This window comes from Pseudomonas sp. UBT, from assembly GCF_050915955.1.
Classification (GTDB): domain Bacteria; phylum Pseudomonadota; class Gammaproteobacteria; order Pseudomonadales; family Pseudomonadaceae; genus Aquipseudomonas; species Aquipseudomonas antarctica_A.
The window spans coordinates 740,386-766,422 of the sequence record NZ_CP168079.1 but is presented as its reverse complement, the minus strand read 5'-3'; the positions used below and the strand labels follow the sequence as shown (position 1 = coordinate 766,422).

At 60.2% G+C, this 26,037-nt stretch carries 22 protein-coding genes; 6 read left to right on the top strand and 16 right to left on the bottom strand.

The window, feature by feature from the left end:
- Nucleotides 1-24 precede the first annotated feature (24 nt).
- The 12 genes from ACDZ94_RS03595 to dksA all read right to left on the bottom strand — a co-directional run bounded on the left by ACDZ94_RS03595 (nucleotide 25) and on the right by dksA (nucleotide 15,516).
- Nucleotides 25-894 carry an oxygenase MpaB family protein gene (locus ACDZ94_RS03595; RefSeq protein WP_432751085.1) on the bottom strand — a complete coding sequence of 290 codons (870 nt, stop codon included), beginning with the start codon at nucleotides 892-894 and terminating at the stop codon, nucleotides 25-27.
- Nucleotides 895-910: 16 nt separating this feature from the next.
- Nucleotides 911-2,848 carry an acetate--CoA ligase gene (acs, locus tag ACDZ94_RS03590; RefSeq protein ID WP_064454168.1) on the bottom strand — a complete coding sequence of 646 codons (1,938 nt, stop codon included), beginning with the start codon at nucleotides 2,846-2,848 and terminating at the stop codon, nucleotides 911-913.
- Nucleotides 2,849-2,953: 105 nt separating this feature from the next.
- The gene (pgi, locus tag ACDZ94_RS03585; RefSeq protein ID WP_064454167.1) at nucleotides 2,954-4,618 is read right to left on the bottom strand and encodes a glucose-6-phosphate isomerase; all 1,665 of its coding nucleotides are present in this window, start codon (nucleotides 4,616-4,618) and stop codon (nucleotides 2,954-2,956) included.
- Nucleotides 4,619-4,859: 241 nt separating this feature from the next.
- Entirely contained in the window at nucleotides 4,860-5,711 is an 852-nt protein-coding gene (panC, locus tag ACDZ94_RS03580; RefSeq protein ID WP_432751084.1) for a pantoate--beta-alanine ligase, read from the bottom strand.
- Nucleotides 5,708-6,508, bottom strand: a complete 801-nt coding sequence (gene panB, locus ACDZ94_RS03575; protein ID WP_221295659.1) for a 3-methyl-2-oxobutanoate hydroxymethyltransferase — start codon at nucleotides 6,506-6,508, stop codon at nucleotides 5,708-5,710. The genes panC and panB overlap by 4 nt, the downstream gene beginning before the upstream one ends.
- Before the next feature lie 365 nt (nucleotides 6,509-6,873).
- Nucleotides 6,874-7,359, bottom strand: coding sequence for a 2-amino-4-hydroxy-6-hydroxymethyldihydropteridine diphosphokinase (gene folK / locus ACDZ94_RS03570; protein ID WP_432751083.1), 486 nt, complete (start codon nucleotides 7,357-7,359; stop codon nucleotides 6,874-6,876).
- A gap of 2 nt (nucleotides 7,360-7,361) precedes the next feature.
- Nucleotides 7,362-8,765 carry a polynucleotide adenylyltransferase PcnB gene (locus ACDZ94_RS03565; protein WP_064454163.1) on the bottom strand — a complete coding sequence of 468 codons (1,404 nt, stop codon included), beginning with the start codon at nucleotides 8,763-8,765 and terminating at the stop codon, nucleotides 7,362-7,364.
- Between the two features lie 697 nt (nucleotides 8,766-9,462).
- Nucleotides 9,463-10,902: a sigma-54-dependent transcriptional regulator gene (locus ACDZ94_RS03560; RefSeq protein WP_053258060.1), complete on the bottom strand. Its 1,440-nt coding sequence runs from the start codon at nucleotides 10,900-10,902 to the stop codon at nucleotides 9,463-9,465.
- Between the two features lie 22 nt (nucleotides 10,903-10,924).
- A complete protein-coding gene (locus tag ACDZ94_RS03555; protein ID WP_432751082.1) occupies nucleotides 10,925-13,879 on the bottom strand; it encodes a sensor histidine kinase in 2,955 nt (984 codons plus the stop codon).
- The gene (locus ACDZ94_RS03550) at nucleotides 13,863-14,039 is read right to left on the bottom strand and encodes a hypothetical protein (RefSeq protein WP_003176118.1); all 177 of its coding nucleotides are present in this window, start codon (nucleotides 14,037-14,039) and stop codon (nucleotides 13,863-13,865) included. The genes ACDZ94_RS03555 and ACDZ94_RS03550 overlap by 17 nt, the downstream gene beginning before the upstream one ends.
- Nucleotides 14,040-14,101: 62 nt before the next feature.
- The gene (gene gluQRS / locus ACDZ94_RS03545; protein WP_262666280.1) at nucleotides 14,102-14,989 is read right to left on the bottom strand and encodes a tRNA glutamyl-Q(34) synthetase GluQRS; all 888 of its coding nucleotides are present in this window, start codon (nucleotides 14,987-14,989) and stop codon (nucleotides 14,102-14,104) included.
- A gap of 83 nt (nucleotides 14,990-15,072) precedes the next feature.
- Nucleotides 15,073-15,516: an RNA polymerase-binding protein DksA gene (gene dksA, locus ACDZ94_RS03540; RefSeq protein WP_025857127.1), complete on the bottom strand. Its 444-nt coding sequence runs from the start codon at nucleotides 15,514-15,516 to the stop codon at nucleotides 15,073-15,075.
- 320 nt (nucleotides 15,517-15,836) lie between these two features.
- Between dksA and ACDZ94_RS03535 the strand changes: the two genes are divergently transcribed.
- The gene (locus ACDZ94_RS03535) at nucleotides 15,837-17,009 is read left to right on the top strand and encodes a pyridoxal phosphate-dependent aminotransferase (protein ID WP_432751081.1); all 1,173 of its coding nucleotides are present in this window, start codon (nucleotides 15,837-15,839) and stop codon (nucleotides 17,007-17,009) included.
- Complete coding sequence (sfsA, locus tag ACDZ94_RS03530) at nucleotides 17,009-17,722, top strand: DNA/RNA nuclease SfsA (RefSeq protein WP_432751080.1); 714 nt, start codon at nucleotides 17,009-17,011, stop codon at nucleotides 17,720-17,722. Before ACDZ94_RS03535 ends, sfsA begins: the two co-directional genes overlap by 1 nt.
- On the opposite strand, the gene ACDZ94_RS03525 is transcribed toward sfsA, so the two are convergent.
- Nucleotides 17,719-18,036, bottom strand: a complete 318-nt coding sequence (locus ACDZ94_RS03525; RefSeq protein WP_064454159.1) for a Rieske (2Fe-2S) protein — start codon at nucleotides 18,034-18,036, stop codon at nucleotides 17,719-17,721. The two genes, sfsA and ACDZ94_RS03525, sit on opposite strands and share 4 nt — an antisense overlap.
- A gap of 156 nt (nucleotides 18,037-18,192) precedes the next feature.
- Between ACDZ94_RS03525 and ACDZ94_RS03520 the strand changes: the two genes are divergently transcribed.
- Genes ACDZ94_RS03520 through ACDZ94_RS03510 form a run of 3 tightly spaced genes read left to right on the top strand, consistent with a single transcriptional unit; the run spans nucleotide 18,193 to nucleotide 20,872 of the window.
- Complete coding sequence (locus tag ACDZ94_RS03520; protein ID WP_432751079.1) at nucleotides 18,193-19,071, top strand: heme/hemin ABC transporter substrate-binding protein; 879 nt, start codon at nucleotides 18,193-18,195, stop codon at nucleotides 19,069-19,071.
- Nucleotides 19,068-20,105, top strand: coding sequence for a FecCD family ABC transporter permease (locus ACDZ94_RS03515; protein WP_262666278.1), 1,038 nt, complete (start codon nucleotides 19,068-19,070; stop codon nucleotides 20,103-20,105). The genes ACDZ94_RS03520 and ACDZ94_RS03515 overlap by 4 nt, the downstream gene beginning before the upstream one ends.
- A gap of 23 nt (nucleotides 20,106-20,128) precedes the next feature.
- Nucleotides 20,129-20,872: a heme ABC transporter ATP-binding protein gene (locus ACDZ94_RS03510; protein ID WP_410524806.1), complete on the top strand. Its 744-nt coding sequence runs from the start codon at nucleotides 20,129-20,131 to the stop codon at nucleotides 20,870-20,872.
- 243 nt (nucleotides 20,873-21,115) lie between these two features.
- Here the strand turns inward: ACDZ94_RS03510 and ACDZ94_RS03505 are convergent, their stop codons facing one another.
- The 3 genes from ACDZ94_RS03505 to ACDZ94_RS03495 form a co-directional block, all read right to left on the bottom strand.
- A complete protein-coding gene (locus ACDZ94_RS03505; protein WP_010562703.1) occupies nucleotides 21,116-21,388 on the bottom strand; it encodes a TfoX/Sxy family protein in 273 nt (90 codons plus the stop codon).
- 203 nt (nucleotides 21,389-21,591) lie between these two features.
- Nucleotides 21,592-21,936 (bottom strand): pentapeptide repeat-containing protein, encoded by a 345-nt coding sequence (locus tag ACDZ94_RS03500; RefSeq protein ID WP_262666277.1) that lies wholly within the window; start codon nucleotides 21,934-21,936, stop codon nucleotides 21,592-21,594.
- 93 nt (nucleotides 21,937-22,029) lie between these two features.
- Nucleotides 22,030-23,586: an AAA family ATPase gene (locus tag ACDZ94_RS03495; protein WP_221295652.1), complete on the bottom strand. Its 1,557-nt coding sequence runs from the start codon at nucleotides 23,584-23,586 to the stop codon at nucleotides 22,030-22,032.
- A 118-nt stretch (nucleotides 23,587-23,704) separates the two neighbouring features.
- Between ACDZ94_RS03495 and mrcB the strand changes: the two genes are divergently transcribed.
- Nucleotides 23,705-26,029: a penicillin-binding protein 1B gene (mrcB, locus tag ACDZ94_RS03490; protein WP_064454153.1), complete on the top strand. Its 2,325-nt coding sequence runs from the start codon at nucleotides 23,705-23,707 to the stop codon at nucleotides 26,027-26,029.
- Nucleotides 26,030-26,037 lie beyond the last annotated feature (8 nt).

The window sequence follows — 26,037 nt, the reverse complement described above, 5'->3', positions numbered from 1 at the left end:
AGTTTAACAGCTATAGGCGCAGGCCTACATCAACCCCATCCGCCGATGGGCGCGCTGTACCGACCCATTGCGCATCGCCCAACGCAGTAACGGCGCGCTGCGCTTGACCCCGGCGCGGATCATCTGGCGTTGCAGCGGGCTCTGGTGCTGTTCGAGCATCGCGCTGGCCCAGTCCGGCAGCAGGTCGATCCCTGCTTGCATCATCAAGCTGCCAAAGGGTTTGGCCAGTGTGCTGGGGGCGGGCGCATTGACCAATAGGCGCAGCACTTCGCGGCTGCGCTCGTCGCAAAGCAATTGCGGACGAATGCGCGCCAGATAATCCGAAATTTCCTGCCGGGAGCGCGGAACATGTCGCGCGCCAAGCCTTTCGGCTACCAGCGCGATTTCGCTGTAGTAGCGATCCTGGTCCCGCCCGCTGAGGTGCGGGTTTCGATAACGCAGGTGCGCCGCGAGAAAGTTGCTGACTTCCGCCACATGCACCCAGGTCAGCAGCTCCGGGTCGCTGGCCGCGTAGGCTCGCCCGTCCGGGGCGTGTCCGACCACTTGCAGGTGGATGGTGCGGACTTTTTCAATCAGCCATTCGGCGTCCTTGCGCGAACCGAACGTGGTGCCGGAAATAAACTGCGAGGTCCGCCGTAAGCGTCCGAGCATGTCCTGGCGAAAGTTGGAGTGGTCCCACACGCCGGCCAGGGCCAGCGGATGCAAGGCTTGCAGCATCAACGCGCTGATGCCGCCGATGAGCATGCTGCTGAAGTCGCCATGGACTTGCCAACTGACCGAGTCCGGTCCGAACAGGCCTGGGTCGCCCTTGGGGTTTTCCAGGTCCAACTGGCCCAGTGACAGACCGGTGAGGCTCATCAGCTGGGTTTCGATACGGCTGCGGATAAATTCCATGGCGACTCGGGGGTTCCTATCGATTCAGGCGTTTGTCGATCAGGCCGTCGACGACACTGGGGTCAGCCAGGGTTGAGGTGTCGCCGAGGCTGTCCAGTTCGTTGCAGGCAATCTTGCGCAAGATCCGTCGCATGATCTTGCCGGAACGGGTTTTCGGCAAGGCGGGTGCCCATTGGATCAGTTCCGGCTTGGCAAAGCTGCCGATTTCCTTACTGACCAGGTCAAGCAGGTGCTTTTTCAGCTCGTCATTGGGCTCGACCCCATTCATGGGTGTGACAAAGGCATAAATCCCTTGGCCTTTAACGTCGTGGGGATAGCCGACCACGGCCGCTTCGGCCACTTGGTCATGCAGCACCAGCGCGCTTTCCACTTCGGCGGTGCCGATACGGTGGCCGGACACGTTAATAACGTCATCGATGCGCCCGGTGATCCAGTAGTCGCCGTCGTCATCGCGCCGCGCGCCGTCGCCGGTGAAGTAGTAGCCTGGGTAGGGTTTGAAATAGGTGTCGAGCATGCGTTGCGGGTCGCCGTAGATGCTGCGGATTTGCCCAGGCCAGCTGGCTTTGATGGCGAGTACGCCACTGCCGGCGCCGCTCAACTCCTTGCCTTGTTCGTCGAGCAATACAGGCTGTACGCCAAACATGGGCTGGGTTGCGCACCCCGGTTTGATCCGTTGGGCGCTGACCAGCGGGCTGAGCATGATGCCGCCGGTTTCGGTCTGCCACCAGGTGTCGACGATCGGGCAACGCTGCTCGCCCACGGCGTTGAAATACCAGTCCCAGGCTTCCGGGTTTATCGGCTCGCCGACGCTGCCCAACAGGCGCAGGCTGGCGCGGGAGGTGCTCTCCAGTGGGCCGTGGCCCTCACGCATCAAGGCGCGTAATGCGGTGGGCGCGGTGTAGAAGATATTCACATTGTGTTTGTCGATCACCTGCCAGAAACGCGAGCTGTTCGGGTAGCTCGGCACACCTTCGAATATCAGCGAAGTGGCGCCATTGGCCAGCGGGCCGTACACGATGTAGCTGTGGCCGGTAACCCAGCCCACATCGGCGGTGCACCAGAACACTTCGCCGTCGCGGTAATCCAGCACGTACTTGAAGGTCATCGCCGCTTGCAGCAGGTAGCCACCCGTGGTGTGCAACACGCCCTTGGGTTTGCCGGTGCTGCCGGAGGTGTAGAGAATAAACAGCGGGTCTTCGGCGTCCATCGGCTCGGGCGGGCAGTCGTCGCTGGCGGCCTCCAGAGCCTGTTGATACTTGAGGTCGCGGCCTTCTACCCAGGCAAGGTCCGCACCGGTGCGTTCCACCACCACTACCGTGCTGACGTTCGGGCAGCTGGCCAGGGCCTTGTCGACATTTTTTTTCAAGGCCACCGGCTTGCCACCGCGTACGCCTTCGTCAGCGGTGATGACCGTGCGGCAGTCGGCATCGAGAATGCGATCGCGCAAGGCGTCCGGCGAGAACCCGCCAAACACCACCGAATGCACTGCGCCAATGCGCGTGCAGGCCAGCATCGCGTAGGCGGCTTCCGGGATCATCGGCATGTAGATGCACACCCGGTCGCCTTTCTTCACGCCACGACTTTTCAGCACATTGGCCAAGCGGCTGACGTTCTGGTGGAGTTGGCGGTAGGTGATTTTGGAAGACGTTGCAGGATCGTCGCCTTCCCAGATGAAAGCGGGCTGGTCAGCGCGTTGCGCCAGATGACGGTCGATGCAGTTGTAGCTGACGTTCAGTTGGCCGCCGGCAAACCATTGGGCCGCGCCGGTGTTGATGTCCGAGTGTTGAACGGTATGCCACGGAGTAATCCAGTGGAGAAAGCGCTTGGCCTGTTCGGCCCAGAAGATGTCGGGTTGCTCAATCGATTGGCGATAGAGGCGCTGGTAGTCTTCTTGACTAAGCTGCGCCGCCCGGCGCACGGCATCGGCGGTGGGAAATGTGCTGATATCGAACATGAGCGGTCCTTATTCTTGTTTTCGGAACAAGCCATAAAGATGCGCGCACTGGGGGGAGGGTTCAAGGCCGACGTCCAAACGGACGTTGGCCTTGCGATACCTGGATCAGCCGCGGTGACGACCGCGGAAGTAGTTGATCAGGCCCTGGGTCGAAGCATCCTCGGCCGAGGTTTCTTCGGCGCCGGTCAGACGGTTGTACACGCCTTTGCCCAGCTCTTTACCCAGCTCCACGCCCCATTGGTCGAAGGCGTTGATGCCCCAGATCACGCTCTGCACGAACACTTTGTGTTCATACATGGCCACCAGTGCGCCGAGGCGACGCGGGCTGATGCGCTCGACCACGAGGGTGTTGCTCGGGCGGTTGCCCGGGATCACCTTGTGCGGGGCCAGCTTCTGCACGTCGGCTTCCGGCATGCCCTTCTCGCGCAGTTCGGCTTCGGCTTCGCTGCGTGTCTTGCCGAGCATCAGTGCCTGGCTTTGCGACAGGCAGTTGGCGAACAGCCACTGATGGTGGTCGGACACAGGGTTGAAGCTGACGATCGGCACGATAAAGTCGGCCGGAATCAGTTGGGTCCCTTGGTGCAGCAACTGGTGGTAAGCGTGCTGACCGTTGCAACCTACGCCGCCCCAGATAACCGGGCCGGTATCGGTGGACACTGGCGAACCATCCTGGCGCACGCTCTTGCCGTTGGATTCCATGTCCAGCTGTTGCAAGTGCTTGGTGATGTTACGCAGGTAGTGATCGTACGGCAGGATCGCGTGGCTGCGCGCACCCCAGAAGTTGCCGTACCACACGCCCAACAGACCCAGCAGCACCGGCATGTTGGCTTCGAACGGAGCATTCTGGAAATGCTGGTCCATGGTGTAGGCCCCGGACAGCAGCTCCTTGAAGTTGGACATGCCGATGGCCAGGGCAATTGGCAAACCGATGGCGGACCACAACGAGTAACGGCCACCGACCCAGTCCCACATCGGGAAGATGTTTTCTTCGCGGATACCGAAAGCTACCGCCGCCGCGTTGTTACTCGATACGGCGATGAAGTGGCGGTACAGCTCGGCTTCCGAACCACCCTGGGCCAGGTACCAGGCGCGTGCAGCCTGGGCGTTTTTCAGGGTTTCCAGGGTGTTGAAGGACTTCGACGAGACGATAAACAGCGTGGTCTCGGCGCGTAGCTTCTGGGTCAGCTCGTGGAATTCGCTGCCGTCGATGTTCGCCAGGTAATGGCAACGCACGCCTTTGTGAGCGTACGACAACAGCGCCTCGGAGACCAACTCCGGGCCAAGGAACGAACCACCGATGCCGATGTTGACCACGTCAGTGATCGGCTTTTCGGTGTAGCCACGCCACAGGCCATCGTGGATACGGCCCACGAGGTCGGTGATCTGGTTCAGCACCTTGTGCACATCCGGCATGATGTTCACGCCGTTGACCGACAGCTTGTCGCCCACTGGGCGGCGCAGGGCGGTGTGCAGGGCCGGGCGGCCTTCGGAGGAGTTCACCGGTTCGCCGGCATACAGCGCTTCGATCGCGCCTTTAAGGTCGACTTCCTTGGCCAGCGCCACCAGCAGGTCACGGGTTTCGCTGGTGATCAGGTTTTTCGAGTAATCGAGGAACAGCCCGCAGCTGCTCAGGGTGAATTGGGAGAAGCGCTGGGGATCGGCATCAAACGCTTCGCGCATGCTGAAATCCTGCATGGCGTGGCGGTGTTGATTGAGCGCTTGCCAAGCGGGCAGAGCGGTAACGTCATGAGGGGTGCGGTAGTACGCCATCGCTGCGGGTTTCCTTTTTATTACGGGGACTTGCCTTTAGGACACTTCTAAATCCGGAACGTCCAGTCTTTCATCAGGCGTTGGGTTCCGGTCAGCGCCAATAATGGCGCAGGGCGATTACATTAAACCTAGCGTGTCGATATGTCTTGGCTTTGTCTGCGCTGTAGCCGGTACTTTTTTATACCGGCGCAGCAGGGAGGGCAACTGTTTAGCGGTTTTTAAGGGGGAAAGGCCGGGTGGGTCAGGCCAGATTCAAGTGCAAGTTATCGATCAGGCGCGTAGCGCCCAAATACGCGGCCACCAGGATAACGACATCACGGTCTTCAGTCGTGGCCGGACGCAGGTGCACGCCTTGGCGCACTTCCAGGTAATCCATGCGCAAGCCGGCCGCTTCGATGTGCTGGATCTGTTCGGCGCGCAGCTTGGCGAAATCGTGGTCACCCGCTTTGATGGCGGTAGCGATCTGGCTGAGGCTGCGGTACAGCACGGGGGCGATGGCGCGTTGTTCTTCGGTGAGGTAACCGTTGCGCGATGACAGCGCGAGGCCGTCGGCGGCACGTACGGTCGGTTCGCCGATGATCTGGATCGGCATGTTCAGGTCATGGACCATGGCGCGAATAACCGCCAGTTGCTGGTAGTCCTTCTGGCCAAACACGGCCATGTCCGGCTGGACCATATTGAACAGCTTGCTGACTACCGTGGCCACACCTTCGAAATGCCCTGGGCGACTGGCGCCGCACAGGCCTTCGGACAGCTGCGGGACACTCACGCGGGTCTGGCCGGTCATGCCGCCGGGGTACATTTCTTCGACGGTCGGCGCGAACAGCAGGTTGCAACCGGCTTGCAGCAGCCTTTCCTGGTCGGCAGCCAGTGTGCGGGGATATTTGTCCAGGTCTTCGCCTGCACCGAACTGCAGCGGGTTGACGAAAATGCTCGCCACCACGAAGTCCGATTGCTGCGCGGCCTTGGTCACCAGGGTGGCGTGGCCGCTGTGCAGATTGCCCATGGTGGGCACAAAGCCGATGCGCTTGCCGGCACTGCGCGCGTGAGCGACGGCGGCTCGCAGTTCTCGTACGGTTTTAACGGTGTTCATGCAGAGAATCCGTGTTCGGCACCTGGGAAATTAACGGCTTTGACTTCGTCCACGTAAGCGCTCAACGCCGCCTGGATGCTGTCCTGGCCGGCCATGAAGTTCTTCACGAACTTTGGCGCACGGCCGGTCAGCGACAGGCCGAGCATGTCGTGCATCACCAGGACCTGGCCGTCGGTGGCGGAACCTGCGCCAATGCCGATCACCGGCACTTTGACAGCCTGCGTGATTTCCGCCGCCAGTTCACTCGGCACGCATTCCAGCAGAATCATCGCCGCACCTGCTTGTTCCAGGGCGATGGCGTCGGCACGCATCTGGCGCGCCTGGGCTTCATTGCGACCTTGTACTTTGTAGCCGCCGAGGAGGTTGACCGACTGCGGTGTCAGGCCCATGTGCACACACACGGGTACGCCGCGCTCAGCCAGCAGTCGGATCGACTCGGCGAGCCATACGGCGCCTTCCACTTTGATCATGTGCGCACCGGCTTGCATCAGTTTGCCGGCGTTTTGAAAGGTCTGTTCGACCGTGGCGTAACCCATGAACGGCAGGTCGGCGATGATGAAGGCGCCGTCGTTACCACGTTTAACGCTGGCGGTGTGGTAGGCGAGTTCATCGGTGGTGACGGGCAGGGTGCTGTCATTCCCTTGAAGAACCATGCCCAGGGAGTCACCCACCAGTAGCACCTCGACTCCGGCCTGGCAGCAGGCCTGGGCGAAGGTGGCGTCATAGCAGGTCAGCATGGTGATTTTTTCACCTTTGAGCTTCAGGCTCTGCAAGGTGGTCAGGGTAATGTCTGGCATGAAAAGGGTCCTCGTTCAGGCGCTTGGAAACAGCGAGTAACGCGCGCGAGTCTTCGTTTATACAGGCGCACTGTCTTGAGAGCAGTGCTTATAAGGCCTGGATTGCGCCCTTTAGCGCCGGGTCGGCGGCAGCGGGACGCCTATAGTCGTGATGAGGACACGGGAAGTCAATTGGATGTGTTACCGCATTGTTACGAGTGCGGTGTTACCGCTGTTACTGACGCGATTCAGCAGGTTGACCGCCGCTTTGAGTCACGCCAGAGATCAAGTGTGGGCGCTGGCTTGCCGGCGATGCAGGCGACTCGGTACATCCGTCACACCGAGTTGACGCTATCGCAGGCAAGCCAGCTTCCAACGGGATCGCATCAAGCTTCCGGGAGGCGTTCCAGGCCGACAAACGGGCAAGCTGCCAGCAGGTCGCTGAGCGTTTGGCCGTTTGGCAGTTGCAGGTTGGCGGGTGCCAGCTCGGCCAGCGGGTACAACGCGAACGCCCGCAGGTGCATCTGGTAATGGGGCACCTTGAGGCGCGGTTCATCGATCAGGCGATCGCCGAACAGCAGGATATCCAGGTCCAGGGTGCGTGGGCCCCAGCGCTCAAGGCGCTCGCGGCCCTGGTCGTTCTCGATGGCTTGCAACGCATCGAGCAACGCCAGTGGCGCGAGACCACTGTCCAGGGCGGCGACCGCATTGGTATAGCGCGGTTGGCCCGGGAGCAGGGAGTCACTTTGATAAAACGCCGACACGCCGGCGACGGTGGTGCCTGGCAATAACGCTAACGCCTCGACGGCGCTGCGCAATTGTTGGTCCGGGGCAGCGAGATTGCTGCCCATGCCGATGTAGATACGGTCCACGTTTATTCGCCTGTGGCGCCCGAGGCATCGGTGGAGCTGCGTTTGCGCTTGCCGCCACTGCGGCGACGCTTCTTCGGGCCTTCGCCGGCGCTATCGCCTTTGCTGCCGAGGTCACGAATCATGTCGCGACGCTGGCTGTCATTGGCGTCCTGGTAGTCAGTCCACCATTCGCCCAGGCCGTCGGTCTGCTCACCCGCGCTTTCGCGCAGCAACAGGAAGTCATAGCCGGCGCGGAAACGCGGATTGTCCAGCAGCAGGTCGGCGCGTTTGCCGCTGCGGCGCGGCAGGCGCTCCTGCATGTCCCAGATCTCGCGGATCGGCATGGTAAAGCGTTTCGGGATAGCAATACGCTGGCACTGCTCGGCTATCAGCTCGTGCGCGGCTTCCTGCATGGCCGGGATCGGCGGCATGCCACGGTCTTGCAGACGCAGGACGCGTTTGGGCAGGGCTGGCCACAACAAGGCGGCAAACAGGAACGCCGGGGTCACCGGTTTGTTCTGCTTGATGCGCAGGTCGGTGTTGATCAACGCTTCGCTGATCAAGGTGTGGGTGTACGTCGGGTTGTATTCCAGAGCCTCGGCGCTCGCCGGGAACAACGGATCGAACAACTGCAGGTCGACGAGCATTTCGAACGTGTCGGCGGCATAGCCCGACAGGAACAACTTGAGCACTTCTTCGAACAGGCGCGCGGAAGGAATCTCACGCAACATCGGCGCCAGCTCGCGAATGGGCGCGGCGGTGTGTTTTTCGATGCCGAAGTTCAGCTTGGCGGCAAACCGCACGGCGCGCAGCATGCGCACCGGGTCTTCCTGGTAGCGCTGAGTCGGGTCGCCGATCAAGCGGATCAGGTTGTTGCGAATGTCGTGTACGCCATTGGCGTAATCGAGGATGCGCTCGCTGACCGGGTCGTAATACAGCGCGTTGATGGTGAAGTCGCGGCGTTGCGCATCTTCTTCCAGGGTGCCGTAAACGTTGTCGCGCAGGATGCGTCCGCTCTCGTTGCGGGAAGACTGGTTAGTGTCTTCCTCTTCATCGTTTTGCGGATGGCCTGCACGGAAGGTCGCGACCTCGATGATTTCGCGACCAAAGTGGATGTGCACCAATTTGAAGCGGCGGCCGATGATTCGCGCATTGCGGAATTCGGCACGCACTTGCTCGGGCGTGGCGCTGGTGGCGACGTCGAAATCTTTGGGTGTGATGTTGAGCAACATGTCGCGCACGCACCCGCCCACCAGGTAAGCCTGGTAGCCGGCGTTCTGCAAACGTTCGACGATGTTCACCGCATAACGGCTGAATTGGGCGCGCTGCAATGAATGCTGATTGCTGTTAAGCACTTCAGGCGTGCTGCGAATGTGTTGCGTACGACGCAAGGGGGAACGGAATGACTGGAACAACTTCTTCAGCATGGGATGCACTGTTTGAAGGAATGTTCGGCCATAACGAAGAATGACCGCATGATGGGCCGGGATTCTAGCATTTAGTCGGGGGATGGTGTAGGAACAAGCTGCAAGGCTTGAGCCAGAAGCCTAAAATTGTCAAATCCCGGAAACTACAAGGGGAGCCGAAGCTCCCCCAGAAGTAGTTGCGTGCTCTATTTTTATTATTGATTGCGGGCTTCTTGTTTTTGTTGATCGCCCTCGCCATGAAGCTTCACCTTCATGACACTCCCAATCGGGAGTCAAGAGCAAACGGATTGCTTTGGTCGCTGTGTTGCTGATCTACGATCCAACCAGTTCAGGCTCTGCCTTAGGGCAGTTTTTGTTGTTCTCGGCCTGGTTGCGGGGCAAGCCCCAAATGCAACGCCTCTCCAAAAGAATCAGTTAGCTGCGCCTCCGCCGTGTTGTTTTTGTTATGCGTGAGTCGATTCGTCTTATTTTTATTGTCTTGTACAAAGCTTGTTATTGTTTTTGTACTAAGCATATAGCAGGGTGCGTGCCAACTTTTGTGCCGCCCAGCAAAAACGGGGGGTTGAGGTGGTTTTGGCTTTTTGATGGACCAAAAAAAGCCGGGGCTTCGTTACCGTAAGCCCCGGCTTTTGTTACGTGAAAATTCAGCGGTAACAGTTTTTTCACATCTGAGGGTGTTACCTGTGAGGGCGCACCCTCAACTTTCGCTGGCAACCCCGGTCTTGCGCCGTGGAATGCCCAGGCGCTGGCGCCGCTCCCACAGGCACTTGCGGCTTACGCCCAGCTTGCGGGCCAGCTCGGTCTCGGTCATGTGGTCCTGATGCTCAAGGACGAAATGCTGGAAGTAGTCTTCCAGTGACAAATCTTCAGTCGGCTCATGGCTGGTATTGCTGGCGCCGCCCTGTTGCGGGGCCAGGCCGATGAAATCGTCGTCCTCCAGGTCACTGAGCTCGATATCGATACCCAGCAGCTCGGCGGAAATCTCCGGGCTTTCCGACAGAATTACTGCGCGCTCGACCGCATTCTCCAGCTCTCGCACGTTACCCGGCCACGAGTAGTGCCGAATTGCCTGCTCAGCGTCCGGGGCAAACTTGAGGTCGGTACGGTTGATACGCGCGCTCTGGCGCAGCAGGAAGGCGCTGGCGATCTCGTTGACGTCGGCGCCACGCTCGCGCAGGGCCGGCAGCTTAAGGGCGATCACGTGCAGGCGGTAATACAAGTCTTCACGGAACTGGCCGATCTTGGCCAGGCTCTTCAGGTCCCGGTGGGTCGCAGCGATCAGGCGAACATCGACCTTCTGCGATTGCACCGAACCTACGCGGCGAATTTCGCCTTCCTGTAGCACGCGCAGCAAACGTGCCTGGGCTTCCAGAGGCAGTTCGCCGATTTCGTCGAGGAACAAGGTGCCGCCGTCCGCCGCCTCCACCAAACCCGCGCGCCCGGCGCTGGCGCCGGTAAACGCGCCTTTCTCGTGGCCGAACAGTTCGGACTCGATCAGGGATTCAGGGATCGCCGCGCAGTTCACCGAGATCATCGGCGCCTTGGCGCGCTTGGACAGGTTGTGCAGCGCGCGGGCGACGAGTTCTTTACCAGTGCCCGATTCGCCCTGAATCAATACATTGGAGTCGGTCGGCGCGACTTTGCGGATCTTGCTGTACAGGTCCTGCATCGGAGGGCAGGAACCGATGATGCCGATTTCGCCGTTGCTGTTGTCGACGCCTGGCTTGTCCGCACCGTTGGCGCCTTTGCCGGCGGGGCGCTGTTCGGCCGGGGCACTGCTGGCCGACTGGCGGTCGCGCAGGATGCGGGCCACGGCCTGGAGCATTTCGTCGTGGTCGAACGGCTTGGCGATGTAGTCCACCGCGCCCATCTTCATCGAGTCCACTGCCGAACGCAGGCTGGCGTAGCTGGTCATGATCAGCACGGGAGTGCCCTGGCCAAGCTTGATCAGCTCGGTACCCGGCGCGCCCGGCAGGCGCAGGTCGCTGACAATCAGGTCGAACGTGGGAATGCTGAATCGCTCTTGGGCTTCCTGCACCGAGCCGGCTTCGCTGACCTGGTATTGATTACGTTCAAGCAGGCGACGCAAGGCAGAGCGGATAATTGTTTCGTCTTCGACGATCAAAATGTGCGGCATTGATTCAATTCTCTCGACGGTCTCAGTTCACAGCGGACGTCGCTTCGACATGACGCGGCAAGGTCACCCGAATACGGGTGCCGCGTTGGCTTTCAGTGTCAGCCGGGCTGTCGATGGTGATTTGTCCATAATGCTCTTCAACGATGGAATAGACCAGTGCAAGGCCCAGACCGGTACCTTCACCTGGGTCCTTGGTGGTGAAGAAGGGTTCGAACAATCGGTCCATGATGTTCTGTGGAATACCGCTGCCTTCGTCCTCCACGATCAGATCGACCGTGTGCTCGAAAGCCTCGCTCTTGACGCGTACCGCGCTGTGCGGCGGGGAGGCGTCACGGGCGTTGGAAAGCAGGTTGATCAGCACCTGCGCCAAGCGTTGGGAGTCGCCGTCAACCCAGTGGTCCGGATCACACAGGTTGAAGAACTGTACTTCGAAATTGCGCCGGTTCAAGGCCAGCAGGCCAATGGCATCCTGCGCCACTTCGGCGAGGCACACCGCCTCGTCCTGATTCTGATGAGCGCCCGCGTGAGCAAAGCTCATCAGCGACTGCACGATGCGGGAAACGCGCTTGGTCTGCTCAAGGATCTGCCCGCTGATTTCGGTGATTTCACCGTCCTCTTCGCGCTCCTCGCGCAGGTTCTGCGCCAGGCAGGCAATGCCGGTGATGGGGTTGCCGATTTCATGGGCAACACCCGCTGCCAGGCGGCCAATGCTCGCCAGGCGTTCGGAATGCACCAGCTTGTCTTCCAGCATCTGGGTTTCGGTCAGGTCCTCTACCAGCAGCACCAGGCCACTGTTGCCAGGCGCCAGTGGCTCATCGATGGCGGCCTTGTGCAGGTTGAGCCAGCGGGTCTGGCCGTCCAGCGCCAGATGCTGCTTGTGCAAATGCTCGTCGGGCAGGTTGATAAAGCCTTGCAGCAGTTCTTTCCACGGGTCGGCCAGCGTATTCAGGCGCGAACCCACTACGCGCTGAGCAGCGATGCCGGTCAGCTCTTCCATGGCCTTGTTCCACATCAGGATCTCTTGATCCTTGGCCAGGGAACACACGCCCATCGGCAGCTCCTGAAGGGTTTGACGGTGATAGCGGCGCAGGGCATCGAGTTCGGCGGCGAGACCGGTGAGGCGTGAGTGGTAATCCTCCAGCCGGCTCTCGATGAAATGGATGTCTTCGGTGACGTAGTTTTCGCCGCTGGCCTTGTAGGGCAAGAACGTTTCTACCATGTCCTGAGACACGCTTGGCCCCATCAGGCCGGACAGGTTGGCTTCGATACGGTCACGCAGGCGGCGCAAGGCATACGGGCGACGCTCGTCGAACGGCAGGTAAAGATCGCGCAGCGCCTGTTCGACTTCTTTCTGTGCGGCCTTGGCGCCCAGTGGTTTGGCCAATTGGGTGGCGAACTCCTGGGGTGAGGCGGCATGCAGTTCGCGTCGTTGCGGGCGCCGCACATTGTCCACCGCGCACGCTTCGGCAGCGCTGGTTTCTTCCGGGCTGGCGTTGGTGAACAGCGAGATCAGGGTGAACATCAGCACGTTGGCAGCGAGGGAGGCAATGGCCGCCATGTGCCAGCTGGTGTCGTCCAGCACGTAGATCATGTTCAACAGGGGAATGTAAAAGCCCTGCAGGTTGCCGACCAGCGGCAGCAGCATGGTGACAATCCACACCAGGATCCCGGCCAGCAGCCCGGCGATGAATCCACGTCGATTAGCGGTTGGCCAGTACAGCACCGACAGCACGCCGGGCAGGAACTGCAACGTGGCGACAAACGCGACGATGCCGAGGTTGGCCAGGTCTTGTCCGGGGCCCAGCAACAGGTAGAAACCAAAGCCGGCCATGATGATTGCGACGATCAGCGCGCGCCGTGTCCACTTTAGCCAGCGGTAGATATTGCCTTCAGCTGGCGGCTGGTAAAGCGGTAGCACCAGGTGATTGAGCGCCATGCCCGAGAGCGCGAGCGTGGTGACGATGATCAAGCCACTGGCCGCCGATAAGCCGCCGACGTAAGCCAGCAATGCCAGGGATTTGCTGTTGGCGGCAATCCCGACGCCGAGGGTGAAGTATTCGGGGTTGGTGGTCGCCCCCAGCTTGAGGCCAGCCCAGAGAATCAGTGGCACCGCCAGGCTCATCAGCAGCAGGAACAACGGCAAGCCCCAGCTGGCGCTGACCAGTGAGCGCGGGTTGAGGTTCTCGGTGAACGTCATGTGGTACATGTGCGGCATCACAATTGCCGAGGCGAAGAACACCAGCAACAGCGTGCGCCACGGGCCTTCCTGCAGCGGGGTGTGCAGGGCGGCGAGGGCGGTCTGGTTTTGCAGCAGCCACAGTTCCAACTGTTGCGGGCCGTCGAATACGCCGTACAGCGCATAGAGGCCGACACCGCCGATGGCGATCAGCTTGATGACCGACTCAAAGGCAATCGCAAACACCAGGCCTTCGTGTTTCTCGCGGGTGGCGATATGGCGTGAGCCAAAGAAAATCGTGAACAGCGTAATCAGCGCGCAGAAGGCCAGGGCAACGCGATGCTGCACCGGCTCGCGGGTGAGGATGCTGATGGAGTCCGCCACAGCCTGGATCTGCAGGGCCAGCAGCGGCAGCACGCCGATCAGCATGAAGATCGTGGTCAGTGCGCCAGCCCAGGTGCTGCGAAAGCGAAAGGCAAACAAGTCCGCAAGGGACGACAGCTGATATGTACGGGTGATTTTCAGGATCGGGTATAGCAGCACCGGCGCCAGCAGGAATGCGCCGGACACCCCGAGATAACTGGAAAGAAAGCCGTAGCCGTACTGATAGGCCAGGCCCACCGTGCCATAAAACGCCCAGGCGCTGGCGTATACGCCCAAGGACAAGGTGTAGGTCAACGGATGGCGAATGATCGCCCGCGGAATCATTCCGCGCTCACTGATCCAGGCGACGCCGAACAATGCTGCCAGGTAGGCGGCGCTGATCAGCAGCATCTGGGTGAGGCTAAAGCTCATCGGCATCTTTTTGGCTCTGCAGGATGAAGGTCACGACGATCAGGATCAGCCACAGCAGATAAGGGCGGTACCAGGCGCCCGTGGCGTCGATCCACCAATCCATGATGGCGGGGGAAAACAGGTAGATCCCGACGACCAGCAGCAGGACCAATCGATAGATGTACATGTTGGCCTCTGAGTAAAAAACTGCGGCGATGGTAACGGATGGCTGGGAAGCTGCAAGCGCCTTCAGCTCAATTGCGCTTCGGCCAGTGTGAGTGTGCGCGGGATCATTGTGGCATCCCAGTGCGCAATGCCCCAATCCAGCAGCTCCCGTGGGCTGGCGTGGAGAAGTTCGCTGCCGGGTTGTTGGCCGAGCGCGCGCAGGGCCCTCACTAGCAAAGGCGTGGCCTGGTCGGGTGTCAAAGGTGGGGAGCGGTAGGATTTGCCCAGCTTGTGACCGTCCGGCTGGATGATCAGCGGCACGTGCAGGTAGCGCGGTTGGCGCAGCCCCAAGAGTTCTTGCAGGTAAAGCTGGCGCGGTGTGGAATCCAGCAGGTCGGCACCGCGCACGATGTCGGTAACACCTTGCCAGGCGTCGTCGAGTACCACGGCCAACTGGTAGGCATACAGGCCGTCGCGGCGACGGATGACGAAATCGCCTACATCACGCCCCAAGTGCTGTCGGAATTCGCCCTGTACGCGGTCGGTAAAGTGGTATTCCAGCTCAGGGACACGTAAGCGGATAGCCGCATCTTGCTGATCATGCCCGGCATTTCGGCATAGCCCCGGGTAGATCCCGTTGTAGGGCTCCAGCTGTTTGCGCGAGCAGGTGCAGGCGTAGGCCAGGCCGTGGTTGAACAGATCGTTCAGGACTTTGGCATAAGACTCATGCCGCTCGCTTTGTCGGACCAGTTCACCCTCCCACTCGAAGCCATAGCTTTCCAGGGCATGGAGAATCGCTGCCTGGGCGCCGGGCTCTTCACGGGGTGGGTCGAGGTCTTCCATGCGCATCAGCCAGCGGCCGTGATTGGCGCGGGCATCGAGGTAGGAGGCGAGGGCGGCAACCAGCGAGCCGAAATGCAAATGGCCGCTGGGCGTGGGGGCGAAACGCCCGATATAGGTAGAGGCTGTCATGGGCCGGATACTACTGGAAAAACGGTAAATCCCAGAAACAAAAATGGGGCGTTCGCACGCCCCATTCGTTCAGCCCGGCAGGGTTACTTGCCGACCTGTTTTTCCTTGATTTCAGCCAAGGTCTTGCAGTCTACGCACAGGTCCGCAGTTGGGCGGGCTTCCAGACGACGAATACCAATCTCGACGCCGCAGGATTCACACCAGCCGTATTCTTCGTCCTTGATCAGTTGCAGCGTCTTGTCGATTTTCTTGATCAGCTTGCGCTCGCGATCACGGGCGCGCAGTTCGAGGGCGAACTCTTCTTCCTGGCTGGCACGGTCGGCCGGGTCAGGAAAGTTGGCTGCTTCGTCCTTCATATGGTCAACGGTGCGGTCAACCTCCTGCATCAAGTCCTGTTTCCACTTGTTGAGGATTTTGGTGAAGTGCTCGCGCATGGGCTCGCCCATGTACTCCTCACCTTTCTTTTCGACGTAAGGTTCGAAGCCATTGAGGCCTTGAGTCTGCTGTTGCTTTGCTTGGGTGGACATGAATAGACCGCCTCTCACTCTTCTAATCCATTGCGCAGGATTGCAACGTCACCGACACCTGCCGGCCCTGCGGCTGCAAGCGGGCGAACTTACCAGATAGATTCGGGGTGCGCCACTCCCGGTTGTCGTGGCCCATCGCCAGGGGGTTGCAAACTGCTGCAGCCCGCCATGGCTGGGTATGCATGGGCCTGAATATTGATTTTAGTCGTTTTGCGCGCGCTTGCCCGGGCCGCACAAGTGGCCGAGCAGGCAATAGAACATGTTTTACGTCGCGGGTTCGGTAGAATCCAAACTTTGTCCTCACCGTCTAAGGAAGGCTAATGGCTCAGCCCTACAGTGCGCGCAGTCGCGCCATCGAACCTTTTCATGTCATGGCGTTGCTGGCGCGAGCCAATGAGCTGCAGGCAGCCGGTCATGATGTCATCCACCTGGAAATCGGCGAGCCGGATTTCACCACGGCCGAACCTATCATCCAGGCCGGCCAGGCTGCGCTGGCCAGCGGCAAGACTCGCTACACCGCGGCACGTGGGGTGCCGGAGTTGCGCGAGGCCATCAGCGGTTTTTACCAGCAACGCTATGGGCTGAGCGTCGATCCCGAGCGCATTCTGATCACCCCCGGTGGCTCCGGCGCCTTATTGTTGGCCAGCAGCTTGCTGGTTGACCCAGGCAAGCACTGGCTGCTGGCGGACCCGGGTTACCCGTGCAACCGGCACTTTTTGCGGCTGGTGGAAGGTGCGGCGCAACTGGTGCCGGTAGGCCCGGAAGTGCGCTACCAATTGACCGCCGATCTGGTTGCCAGGCATTGGGACCAGGACAGCGTTGGCGCATTGGTCGCGTCCCCTGCAAACCCCACCGGCACCGTCCTCACCCGCGACGAATTGGCCGGGTTGTCGAGTGCAATCAAGGCGCGCAATGGGCATCTGGTGGTGGACGAGATTTATCACGGCCTCACTTACGGCACTGACGCCGCCAGTGTGCTGGAAGTCGACGACGAGGCCTTCGTCCTGAATAGTTTTTCGAAGTATTTCGGCATGACCGGCTGGCGCCTGGGCTGGCTGGTAGCGCCGTCGGATGCGGTGAGTGAATTGGAGAAGCTGGCGCAAAACCTCTACATCAGCGCGCCGAGCATGGCCCAGTACGCGGCTTTGGCCTGTTTTGCCCCGCAAACCCTGAGCATTCTGGAAGAGCGCCGCGCCGAATTTGGTCGCCGTCGTGACTTCCTGTTACCCGCCTTGCGCGAGCTGGGGTTCGGCATCGCCGTGGAGCCGGAAGGGGCGTTCTACTTGTATGCCGATATCAGCGCGTTCGGCGGCGATGCCTTCGCGTTTTGCCGCCATTTCCTCGAAACTGAACATGTGGCTTTTACGCCGGGGCTGGACTTCGGCCGCTATCAAGCCAGTCACCATGTGCGTTTCGCCTACACGCAAAACCTCGATCGACTACAAGAGGCGGTGGACCGGATCGCCCGTGGACTGCGGAGTTGGCAAGGCTGATGCGCTTTCATCCTCCCCTCGAAGAAGGGCGGCTGATTCGCCGCTACAAGCGCTTTCTCACGGATATCGAAACCGTTACCGGCGAGTTGTTGACTATTCACTGCCCGAACACAGGCTCGATGCTCAATTGCATGGTGGAGGGCGGCCAGGTCTGGTTCAGTCGTTCCGACGACCCCAAGCGCAAGTTGCCAGGCACCTGGGAAATTGCCGAAACGCCGCAGGGCCGACTTGCGTGCGTCAATACGGCACGCGCGAATCAGTTGGTTGAGGAGGCACTGCGCGCCGGGGTTATTACTGAGCTCAATGGCTTTACCGCGCTGAAACGTGAAGTGCCTTACGGCCAGGAAAAAAGCCGCATCGACTTTCGCCTGGAATACCCGCTGGGCGCGGCGTACGTGGAAGTTAAAAGTGTAACCCTGGGTTTCGATGGCTCGGCGGTGGCGGCCTTCCCCGATGCGGTGACACAACGTGGCGCCAAGCATCTGCGCGAGCTGGCACACCTGGCCCGCGACGGCGTGCGGGCGGTGCAGCTGTATTGCGTCAACCTGTCGGGTATCGAGGCCGTGCGCCCGGCCGTGGAAATCGACGCTGGTTACGCTGCCGCGTTGCGTGAGGCCAAGGCGGCCGGTGTGGAAGTGATGGCTTATGGTGTACAGGTCACGCCTGAGGAAATTTACGTCGACCGCCGCTTGGAAGTGCTGATCGGCGACTAGAGTTCAACCCACAGGCCCTTTGCGTCTTCGCGGCCGTGCAGGGCTTTGAGGCTTTGGCCTGCACACGGCCCGGCGATGCATTCGCCGTTTTCGATCAGGAACAGCGCGCCATGGGTCGCGCACTGGATCAGGCTGGCGCTGGCGTCGAGGAAGTGGTCAGGCTGCCATTCCAGCGGGATGCCGCGATGTGGGCAACGGTTGATATAGAAGTAGGCAACGCCGTCCCGGCGCACGGCCAACAGCTTGCAGCCGTCGATCTCGAAACCGAGGCTGCTGTTGGGTGCGAGCCTGTCGGAGGAGCAGAGAAACTTCATTTCAATCCTTAAGTGCCTTGACGTTCAAATGCAAACAATTATCAAATGCCGGCTTCGCCCGTTAGCTGATTGGGCGCTCAGTACGATGCCAGACGGGTTTAATCTGTCACATCGGTGAGTGCTTGAGTGGCCCTGCCCTTGGAAGGAAACCCTGATATGCGCCTGAGTACCAGCGCTATTGCGCTCGTTGCCTCACTTCTGGTCAATCACGGGGCGCAAGCCTCTGAACTGCCACAACGCTGGGTCAGTGCCGGTGGGGCGCTATCGGAATGGGTGGCGGCCCTGGGTGGTGAGTCGAAGTTGGTGGGCGTCGATACCACCAGTCAGCATCCTGATGCTCTCAAGAAGTTGCCCAGTATTGGCTACCAACGGCAGTTGTCGGCTGAAGGTATTTTGAGCCTGCGCCCGCAGGTTCTGGTCGGCACTGAAGAAATGGGCCCACCACCGGTGCTGGCGCAGATTCGGGGGGCTGGTGTGCAGGTGGAGATGTTTTCGGCGCAGCCCGATTTACCGACGTTGAAGGGGAATCTTCAGCATCTGGGCAAGTTGTTGGGCAGTGAGGCCAAGGCCAACGAATTGTTTGCCGGGTATGAGCAGGCTCTTGAGCAGCAAAAAGCCTGGGTTGCCAAGGCCCAATCCACCCAAAAGACACCGGGCGTGTTGTTGTTGCTCGGTCACGCGGGTGGCAAACCGCTGATCGCCGGTAAAGACACGGCTGCCGACTGGATGTTGCAGCTGGCGGGCGGCAAAAACTTGGCGACCCATACGGGTTACAAGCCATTTTCGGTGGAGTCGTTGGCGGGGTTGAGCCCAGATGTGCTGGTGTTTGCTGACCGCGCCTTAACCGGTGACGCCGCGAGGGCCGCCTTGTTCAAGGAGAACCCGATTTTGGCTTCGACGCCGGCGGCCAAGAATAGTCGGGTGTTTGAGTTGGACCCGACCCTGCTGGTCGGTGGGCTCGGGCCACGCCTGCCGCAAAGTCTGGTGAAACTGTCTGCCGGGTTTTATTCGTCCCAGGCTAAACCTGCCCCATGACGACTTTGGTTAAACCGAAAACGCTATTTATTGGGCTGGCGCTGTTATGTCTTTTGGCAACCTGGCTTTCCTTGGCCTTGGGGCCTGTCAACTTGCCTTTGCTGGATACACTGAAGGCCGCCTTGCGCATGATGGGCGCACCGATTGAAGCCCAGGGCCTGGAGCAGGCAGAGCTGATTTTAGGGCAGATTCGTTTGCCGCGTACCTTATTGGGGCTGGCCGTTGGCGGTGTCCTGGCATTGTCGGGCGTGGCGATGCAGGGGCTGTTTCGCAACCCGTTGGCCGATCCGGGGTTGGTCGGTGTTTCCAGTGGTGCGGCGTTGGGCGCGGCGATCGCTATCGTCGGCGGCTCGTTTTTTGGCGGCCTGCCGGATGCGTTCGGTCCTTACCTGCTGTCGTTGTGCGCGTTTCTCGGCGGTTTGGGCGTCACTGCACTGGTTTACCGGCTGGGCCGCCGCAACGGCCAGACCAACGTCGCGACGATGTTGCTCGCCGGTATCGCCCTCACAGCCCTCGCCAGCTCGGCGGTGGGGTTGTTTACCTATTTGGCGGATGACGCCACGTTGCGCACTCTGACCTTCTGGAACCTGGGCAGCCTCAATGGCGCAAGCTATTCGCGGTTGTGGCCGCTGTTGCTGGTAAGTGCCGGTGTTGCGTTGTGGTTGCCGCGCCGGGCGAAAGCGTTGAATGCGTTGTTACTGGGTGAGTCGGAGGCCAATCACCTTGGGATTGATGTGGAGCGTCTCAAGCGTGAACTGGTGTTCTGTACGGCTTTGGGGGTGGGCGCGGCGGTAGCGGCGGCGGGAATGATCGGGTTTGTCGGGCTGGTAGTGCCGCATCTTGTGCGGATGTTGGCGGGGCCTGATCATCGGGTGCTGTTGCCGGCCTCGGTGCTGGCCGGGGCGAGCTTGTTGCTGTTTGCCGATCTGGTGGCCCGCTTGGCCCTGGCGCCGGCTGAATTGCCGATCGGCATCGTGACTGCGTTTATTGGTGCGCCATTTTTTCTGTATTTGTTGCTGCGAGGGCGCGCCTGATGCTGCGAGTCGAAGCGTTGCAGGTGAGGCGTGGTCGCAAAACCGTGCTGTCCGACGTCACCCTGGACGTGTTACCGGGCGAGGTGCTCGGTGTGCTGGGCCCGAATGGTGCTGGCAAAAGCACGTTGCTCGGTGCGCTGTGCGGAGAGCTTCAGCCGGATCAGGGCAATGTGTGGCTGGATCAGCAAGCCTTGCAGGACTGGAGCGGACCGCAGCGCGCCCAGCGTCTGGCAGTGTTACCGCAGACTTCCACCCTGGACTTCGCTTTTCGTGTCGAGGAGGTTGTAGGCATGGGCCGCTTGCCCTATCAGACCGGGCGGGTGCGTGATGACGAGATTATTAATGCGGCGCTGCAGGCGGCGGATATCGGGCACTTGAGCGGTCGCAGTTACCTGGCCCTTTCGGGCGGTGAGCGCCAACGTGTGCACCTGGCGCGGGTTCTGGCGCAATTGTGGCCGGGGGAAGCGGGGCAGACGTTGCTGTTGGATGAGCCGACATCGATGCTCGATCCCTTGCACCAACACACGACCTTGCAGGCAATACGTACATTTGCCGACCGGGGAGCGGCAGTGTTGGTGATCCTCCATGACCTGAATCTGGCGGCGCGTTACTGTGATCGCATTCTGCTGCTGGAAGGCGGGCGTCCACATGCCCTGGACACGCCGGCACAGGTGATGCGGCCTGGGCCACTCAAGGCGGTGTTTGGCCTGGACGTATTGGTGCAGCCACACCCCGAGCGCGGGCATCCACTGATTATTGCGCGCTGAAATCAGTTTTTCGTAGGCAAAAAAAGACCCGGCAAGAGCCGGGTCAAATAACCGTGATTAGCCTGATGAGGAGATAATCTGAGAGTCCGAACCAATGGTCTTTCAGTTATCGGCTGATCTCGCGACCAGTTGTGATAATCATAACGATTCTCATTTGAGAGTCAACATTTGTTTTTGAACGTCCTTTCGTTTTTCTCAAACGAGCGTTAGAACCGCCTGTAAATATTGGGTTTGCTAACTCACCTAATTCTTCTGGCGCGCTGAAATCGCATCCAATTGACGGTTCAGAGCTTCCTTGCGCTCCGCCGGGATATCGTTCCAGTGCACATCCATCAGCGCCCCTTCAATCGCATACAGCAGGACTTTCGACGCTCGGAACCCGCGAGTCCTTACGGCCCGATAGGCATCGACCGCTCCCAGCCGGCGCAAGTCGGACGCGCTGTGGATGCCCACCGCGTGCAGCCACTGCGCTGACGTCTTTCCCAGATTTTTCAAGTGTTGCAGCTCATCGTTCATCAAGCCTCCTTGCGACGGCCGAATGGTGCGGTGGGTATCGTGACCAGGCAGGCCTGAAAGGGAGTGTAGCGCTCAGTAGGAAAAGCGTGATTCTTTGGTCAGGCGCGGCTGAAAAGCTATAAGAGTGGCACAGGAATTTTGACGATAAGCAGGCAGGAGGCACCCGGTACGCACGATACGTACCCGGGGCTCAGAGTGTGATGTTACTTGGTGCGGTAACGCAGACGAGTGCCGAAATTAACCGACATCAAGATCTCGTCAGCCGTCAATTCGGCAGGGAAGTAGGTGCCGGAGATCTGCGCATGGGCCAGGCTGGCGCCTTCCAGTGAGCAATCGCGCAAATCCAGCCCGCGCAGGTCGGCAGAGCGGAAGTACGCGTCGGTGAAGTCCACGCCTATGGCATTCAAATCGCGCAGGTCCAGCCCTCGGAAGTCGCCACCGCGCATGTCGATAATCCCGTCTATTGGGCGTTCCTGATTGAAGCCTCGAATGTCGTCCTTGTGCAGGAGCGCGTAGAGCGGGGTATCAAGAAGCTTGGGCTGACTCATGACGGCGACTCCCGTTGGAATTATGGCGCCATTATAGTGCCACTATTGCTGGGTCGTGCACCCAAGATCGGTGACACGACCAAGAAATATTTCTTACAGACCGGGCAGGTGCTGACGAATGTGCGCGACTAACGCGTCCAGCGTTCCGCTTTCATTCGTCTCGACACGCTTGCTGAGGAGCTGCTCCTCGGCCGTCAGTGGGTCGCGACTGGCTTGCTGCTCTTCGATGATGCTCAGCGTTGCGTCGGAAGGATCGTTTTTATCGGCCTGACGCTGTGCCAGCCAGCTGGCGATAACAGCTTGCGGCGCATTGCAATCCAGGATCAGGAAGGGCGCGCCGGTGGCCTCAGCAATCTTCGCTGCGGCGTCGCGTTGCTCGCGTTTCAGGAAGGTGGCATCCAGTACCACCGGATACCCGGCACGCAACAGGGTGTCGGCGATTTCGTTCAAGCGAGCGTAGGTCGCTGCGCTGGCATCGGCAGCATAGATACCGGCTTGCGGCGTGTTCTCTACCTTCTGCTCGCCGAACAGGCGCTTGCGCTCCACATCCGAGCGCAGGCGCACAGCGCCGAGTGCTTCCACCAGGCGCATGGCAACGTGGCTTTTGCCGACTGCCGATACGCCGTGGGTAATGGCGAGGAAACGCGAAGGAATGGTGCTGTAGCTTTCCGCCAGGTTGGCGTAGTTGCGGTACTGGCGCAGGGTGGTGGCGCGCTGCACCGGGCTTGCCTCGCTCGGCATGCTGAACAGCGCCACCTTGGCGCGGACCAACGCACGGTAGGCTTTATAGAAGTTCAGCAGTTCAAGGCCTTGGTAGTCGCCGGTCAACTCCAGGTATTGGCTGATAAACCGGCGTGCCAGGGATTTGAGGCCGCGGTCTTCCAGGTCCATGGCCAGGAAGCCGGTGTCGGCGTAGACGTCGGTGAAGCGAAAGGGTTCGTTGAACTCGATGCAGTCAAAGATCACGACCTCGCCATCGATCAGCGTGGCGTTGCCCAGGTGAATATCACCGTGGCATTCGCGAGTGAAACCCTCCAGCTTGCGCTGTGCCAGCAGCGGCTTGAGGCGTTCGAAGCTGCTTTCAGACCAGGCTTGCAGGGCTTCCAGTTGAGCCAGGTCAGCCTTGTCGCTGAGAAATGGGCGAATCTGCTCGAAGTTCTGGCGTATCGGCGCCATCACTTCGTCCGGGGTGCCGGCTGGGTGTTCTTGCGGCACTTTCGGTGCGGTCAGGTGGAAATGCGCAATCTGCTTGGCCATCTCATCAATGTGCGCGCTGGTCAGTTCGCCGTTGGCTTGCAAGGTACTCAGCATTTGGCTTTGCGGGAACTGGCGCATTTTCAGCGCGTACTCGATTACCGGGCCTTCGCCGTTGAGTTGCGGGGCTTCGGCAGTGCCGGTGATCGGCAACACTTCGAGATACAAGTCTTTGGTCAGGCGCTGGTTGAGTCGCAACTCTTCGTTGCAAAAATGACCACGATCGGCCAGCTCAGTGAAATTCAGAAAGCCGAAATTCATCGGTTTCTTCAGTTTATAAGCGAAGGGGCCCGTCAGTATGACCCAGGAAATATGGGTCTCGATGACTTGAAACGCTTCAACCGGATGCGGATACAAAGCCGGGTTTTGCAGTGCAGCGATCAGGGACTGGCTCACAGGCGATCCTTCAAAGTCTGGGGGAAATCATGGCCGGCATTATGGCGGTTACAGCCGGTCGTGCAAACCGCTGTCCGGCTCATGTTGATCATCGATAAAGTGCGTATAATCCGCCGCCATGACTCGAACCCGATCTCCCCGTTCCCGTAAAAAACCTCCTTCCCGCGGCCTGCGCCCGTGGCTGGGCTGGGCGCTCAAGCTAAGCCTGGTGGGCCTTGTCGTGCTCGCCGGCTTCGCGGTTTACCTCGACGCCGTGGTCCAGGAGAAGTTCTCCGGCAAGCGCTGGACCATCCCGGCCAAGGTGTACGCCCGCCCGCTGGAACTGTTCACCGGCCAGAAGCTGAGCAAGGATGACTTCCTCACTGAACTCGATGCCCTGGGTTACCGCCGCGAACCCGTGAGCAACGGCCCGGGTGCCGCCGCCGTCAGTGGCAACACCGTCGATTTGAACACTCGCGGCTTCCAGTTCTATGAAGGCCTGGAAAAAGCCCAGCCGGTGCGCGTGCGCTTCTCTGGCGATTACGTTGCAGAGCTGTCGTCGCTCAATGGCTCGAAGTTGCCCGTGGTGCGTCTGGAACCCTTGATGATCGGCGGGATTTACCCGAAGAACCTTGAAGATCGCATCCTGATCAAGCTTGACCAAGTGCCGCCATACCTGCTGGAAACCTTGGTTGCAGTAGAAGATCGCGACTTTTATAGCCACTGGGGTGTGTCACCGAAGTCGATTGCTCGCGCCATCTGGGTCAACACCTCCGGCGGGAAGATGACTCAGGGTGGCAGTACGCTGACGCAACAATTGGTCAAGAACTTCTACCTGACCAACGAGCGCAGCCTGACCCGTAAGCTCACCGAAGCCATGATGGCAATGCTGCTGGAACTGCATTACAGCAAGCAGGAAATCCTTGAGGCGTACCTCAACGAGGTCTTCGTCGGTCAGGATGGCCAGCGCGCCGTGCACGGTTTTGGCTTGGCCAGTCAGTTCTTCTTTGGCCAGCCTTTGTCCGAGCTGAAGTTGCATCAAGTCGCGTTGTTGGTGGGGATGGTCAAAGGGCCGTCCTATTACAACCCGCGCCGCAACCCGGAGCGTGCGCTCGAGCGTCGTAACCTGGTGTTGGATGTGCTGGAGCAGCAGGGTGTTGCCACTGCCGAACAAGTCGCTGCCGCGAAGAAAATGCCACTGGGTGTAACCACTCGCGGCAAGCTCGCGGACAGCTCCTTCCCAGGCTTTATCGACCTGGTCAAACGCCAGTTGCGTGAAGATTACCGCGACGAAGACTTGACCGAAGAAGGCCTGCGGATCTTCACCAGTTTCGACCCGATTCTGCAGATGAAGGCCGAAGCGTCGGTGAACGACACATTCAAGCGCCTGACCGGCCGTAAAGGCTCGGATGAAGTCGAGGCGGCGATGGTCGTGACCAACCCGGAAACCGGCGAAGTCCAGGCCATGATCGGCAGTCGACAAGCCAGTTTTGCCGGTTTCAACCGCGCACTGGATGCCGTGCGGCCGATTGGCTCGCTGGTTAAGCCGGCGGTCTACCTGACGGCTTTGGAAAAACCGAGCAAATACACCCTGACCAGTTGGTTGTCGGATGATCCGCTCTCGGTCAAAGGTGCTGATGGCCAAGTGTGGACGCCGCAGAACTTCGATCGACGCTCCCACGGCACCGTGTTCCTGTACCAGGGCCTGGCGCATTCCTACAACATTTCCACCTCGCGCCTCGGGCTTGAAGTGGGTGTACCGAATGTGCTGAAAACCTTGGGGCGCCTGGGCATTACCCGTGAGTTCCCGGCGTTCCCGTCCATGCTCCTGGGGGCTGGCGCCATGACCCCGATGGAAGTGGCCACGATGTACCAGACTCTCGCCAACGGTGGTTTCAATACTCCGATGCGCGGCATTCGCAGTGTGCTGACCGCCGAGGGCGAGCCGCTCAAGCGCTACCCGTTCCAGATTCAGCAGCGTTTTGATGCGGGTTCCATCTACCTGATCCAGAACGCCATGCAGCGCGTAATGCGTGAAGGCACCGGGCGCTCGGTCTACAGCGTGCTGCCCTCGAACCTGACGCTGGCGGGCAAGACCGGTACCAGTAACGATTCGCGTGACAGCTGGTTCGCCGGCTTCGGCCAGGACGTGCTGGCGGTGGTGTGGCTTGGGCGTGACGACAATGGCAAGACGCCGTTCACCGGCGCGACCGGTGCCCTGCAGGTCTGGACCAGTTTCATGCGCAAGGCCGACCCGCTGCCGCTGAACATGCCGCAGCCGGATAACATCGTGCAGGCTTGGATTGATCCACACACCGGCCAAGGTTCTGATGCCAACTGTCCGGGCGCGGTACAGATGCCGTATATTCGCGGCAGCGAGCCACCACCCGGCGCCGCGTGCGGTGGCAGTGCCCCTGCTGACGCGGAATCGGTGATGGATTGGGTCAAGGGCTGGATGAATTAAGCTAAAGA

Coding starts and splice junctions, on each gene's coding strand:
- ACDZ94_RS03515 (WP_262666278.1), top strand. CDS start 19,068: ATGACGACTTTGGTTAAACCGAAAACGCTATTTATTGGGCTGGCGCTG.
- ACDZ94_RS03555 (WP_432751082.1), bottom strand. CDS start 13,879: ATGCCGATGAGCTTTAGCCTCACCCAGATGCTGCTGATCAGCGCCGCC.
- ACDZ94_RS03550 (WP_003176118.1), bottom strand. CDS start 14,039: ATGTACATCTATCGATTGGTCCTGCTGCTGGTCGTCGGGATCTACCTG.
- ACDZ94_RS03565 (WP_064454163.1), bottom strand. CDS start 8,765: ATGCTGAAGAAGTTGTTCCAGTCATTCCGTTCCCCCTTGCGTCGTACG.
- ACDZ94_RS03500 (WP_262666277.1), bottom strand. CDS start 21,936: ATGAGTCAGCCCAAGCTTCTTGATACCCCGCTCTACGCGCTCCTGCAC.
- ACDZ94_RS03595 (WP_432751085.1), bottom strand. CDS start 894: ATGGAATTTATCCGCAGCCGTATCGAAACCCAGCTGATGAGCCTCACC.
- ACDZ94_RS03520 (WP_432751079.1), top strand. CDS start 18,193: ATGCGCCTGAGTACCAGCGCTATTGCGCTCGTTGCCTCACTTCTGGTC.
- acs (WP_064454168.1), bottom strand. CDS start 2,848: ATGTTCGATATCAGCACATTTCCCACCGCCGATGCCGTGCGCCGGGCG.
- pgi (WP_064454167.1), bottom strand. CDS start 4,618: ATGGCGTACTACCGCACCCCTCATGACGTTACCGCTCTGCCCGCTTGG.
- panB (WP_221295659.1), bottom strand. CDS start 6,508: ATGCCAGACATTACCCTGACCACCTTGCAGAGCCTGAAGCTCAAAGGT.
- ACDZ94_RS03535 (WP_432751081.1), top strand. CDS start 15,837: ATGGCTCAGCCCTACAGTGCGCGCAGTCGCGCCATCGAACCTTTTCAT.
- dksA (WP_025857127.1), bottom strand. CDS start 15,516: ATGTCCACCCAAGCAAAGCAACAGCAGACTCAAGGCCTCAATGGCTTC.
- mrcB (WP_064454153.1), top strand. CDS start 23,705: ATGACTCGAACCCGATCTCCCCGTTCCCGTAAAAAACCTCCTTCCCGC.
- ACDZ94_RS03560 (WP_053258060.1), bottom strand. CDS start 10,902: ATGCCGCACATTTTGATCGTCGAAGACGAAACAATTATCCGCTCTGCC.
- sfsA (WP_432751080.1), top strand. CDS start 17,009: ATGCGCTTTCATCCTCCCCTCGAAGAAGGGCGGCTGATTCGCCGCTAC.
- panC (WP_432751084.1), bottom strand. CDS start 5,711: ATGAACACCGTTAAAACCGTACGAGAACTGCGAGCCGCCGTCGCTCAC.
- gluQRS (WP_262666280.1), bottom strand. CDS start 14,989: ATGACAGCCTCTACCTATATCGGGCGTTTCGCCCCCACGCCCAGCGGC.
- ACDZ94_RS03505 (WP_010562703.1), bottom strand. CDS start 21,388: ATGAACGATGAGCTGCAACACTTGAAAAATCTGGGAAAGACGTCAGCG.
- ACDZ94_RS03525 (WP_064454159.1), bottom strand. CDS start 18,036: ATGAAGTTTCTCTGCTCCTCCGACAGGCTCGCACCCAACAGCAGCCTC.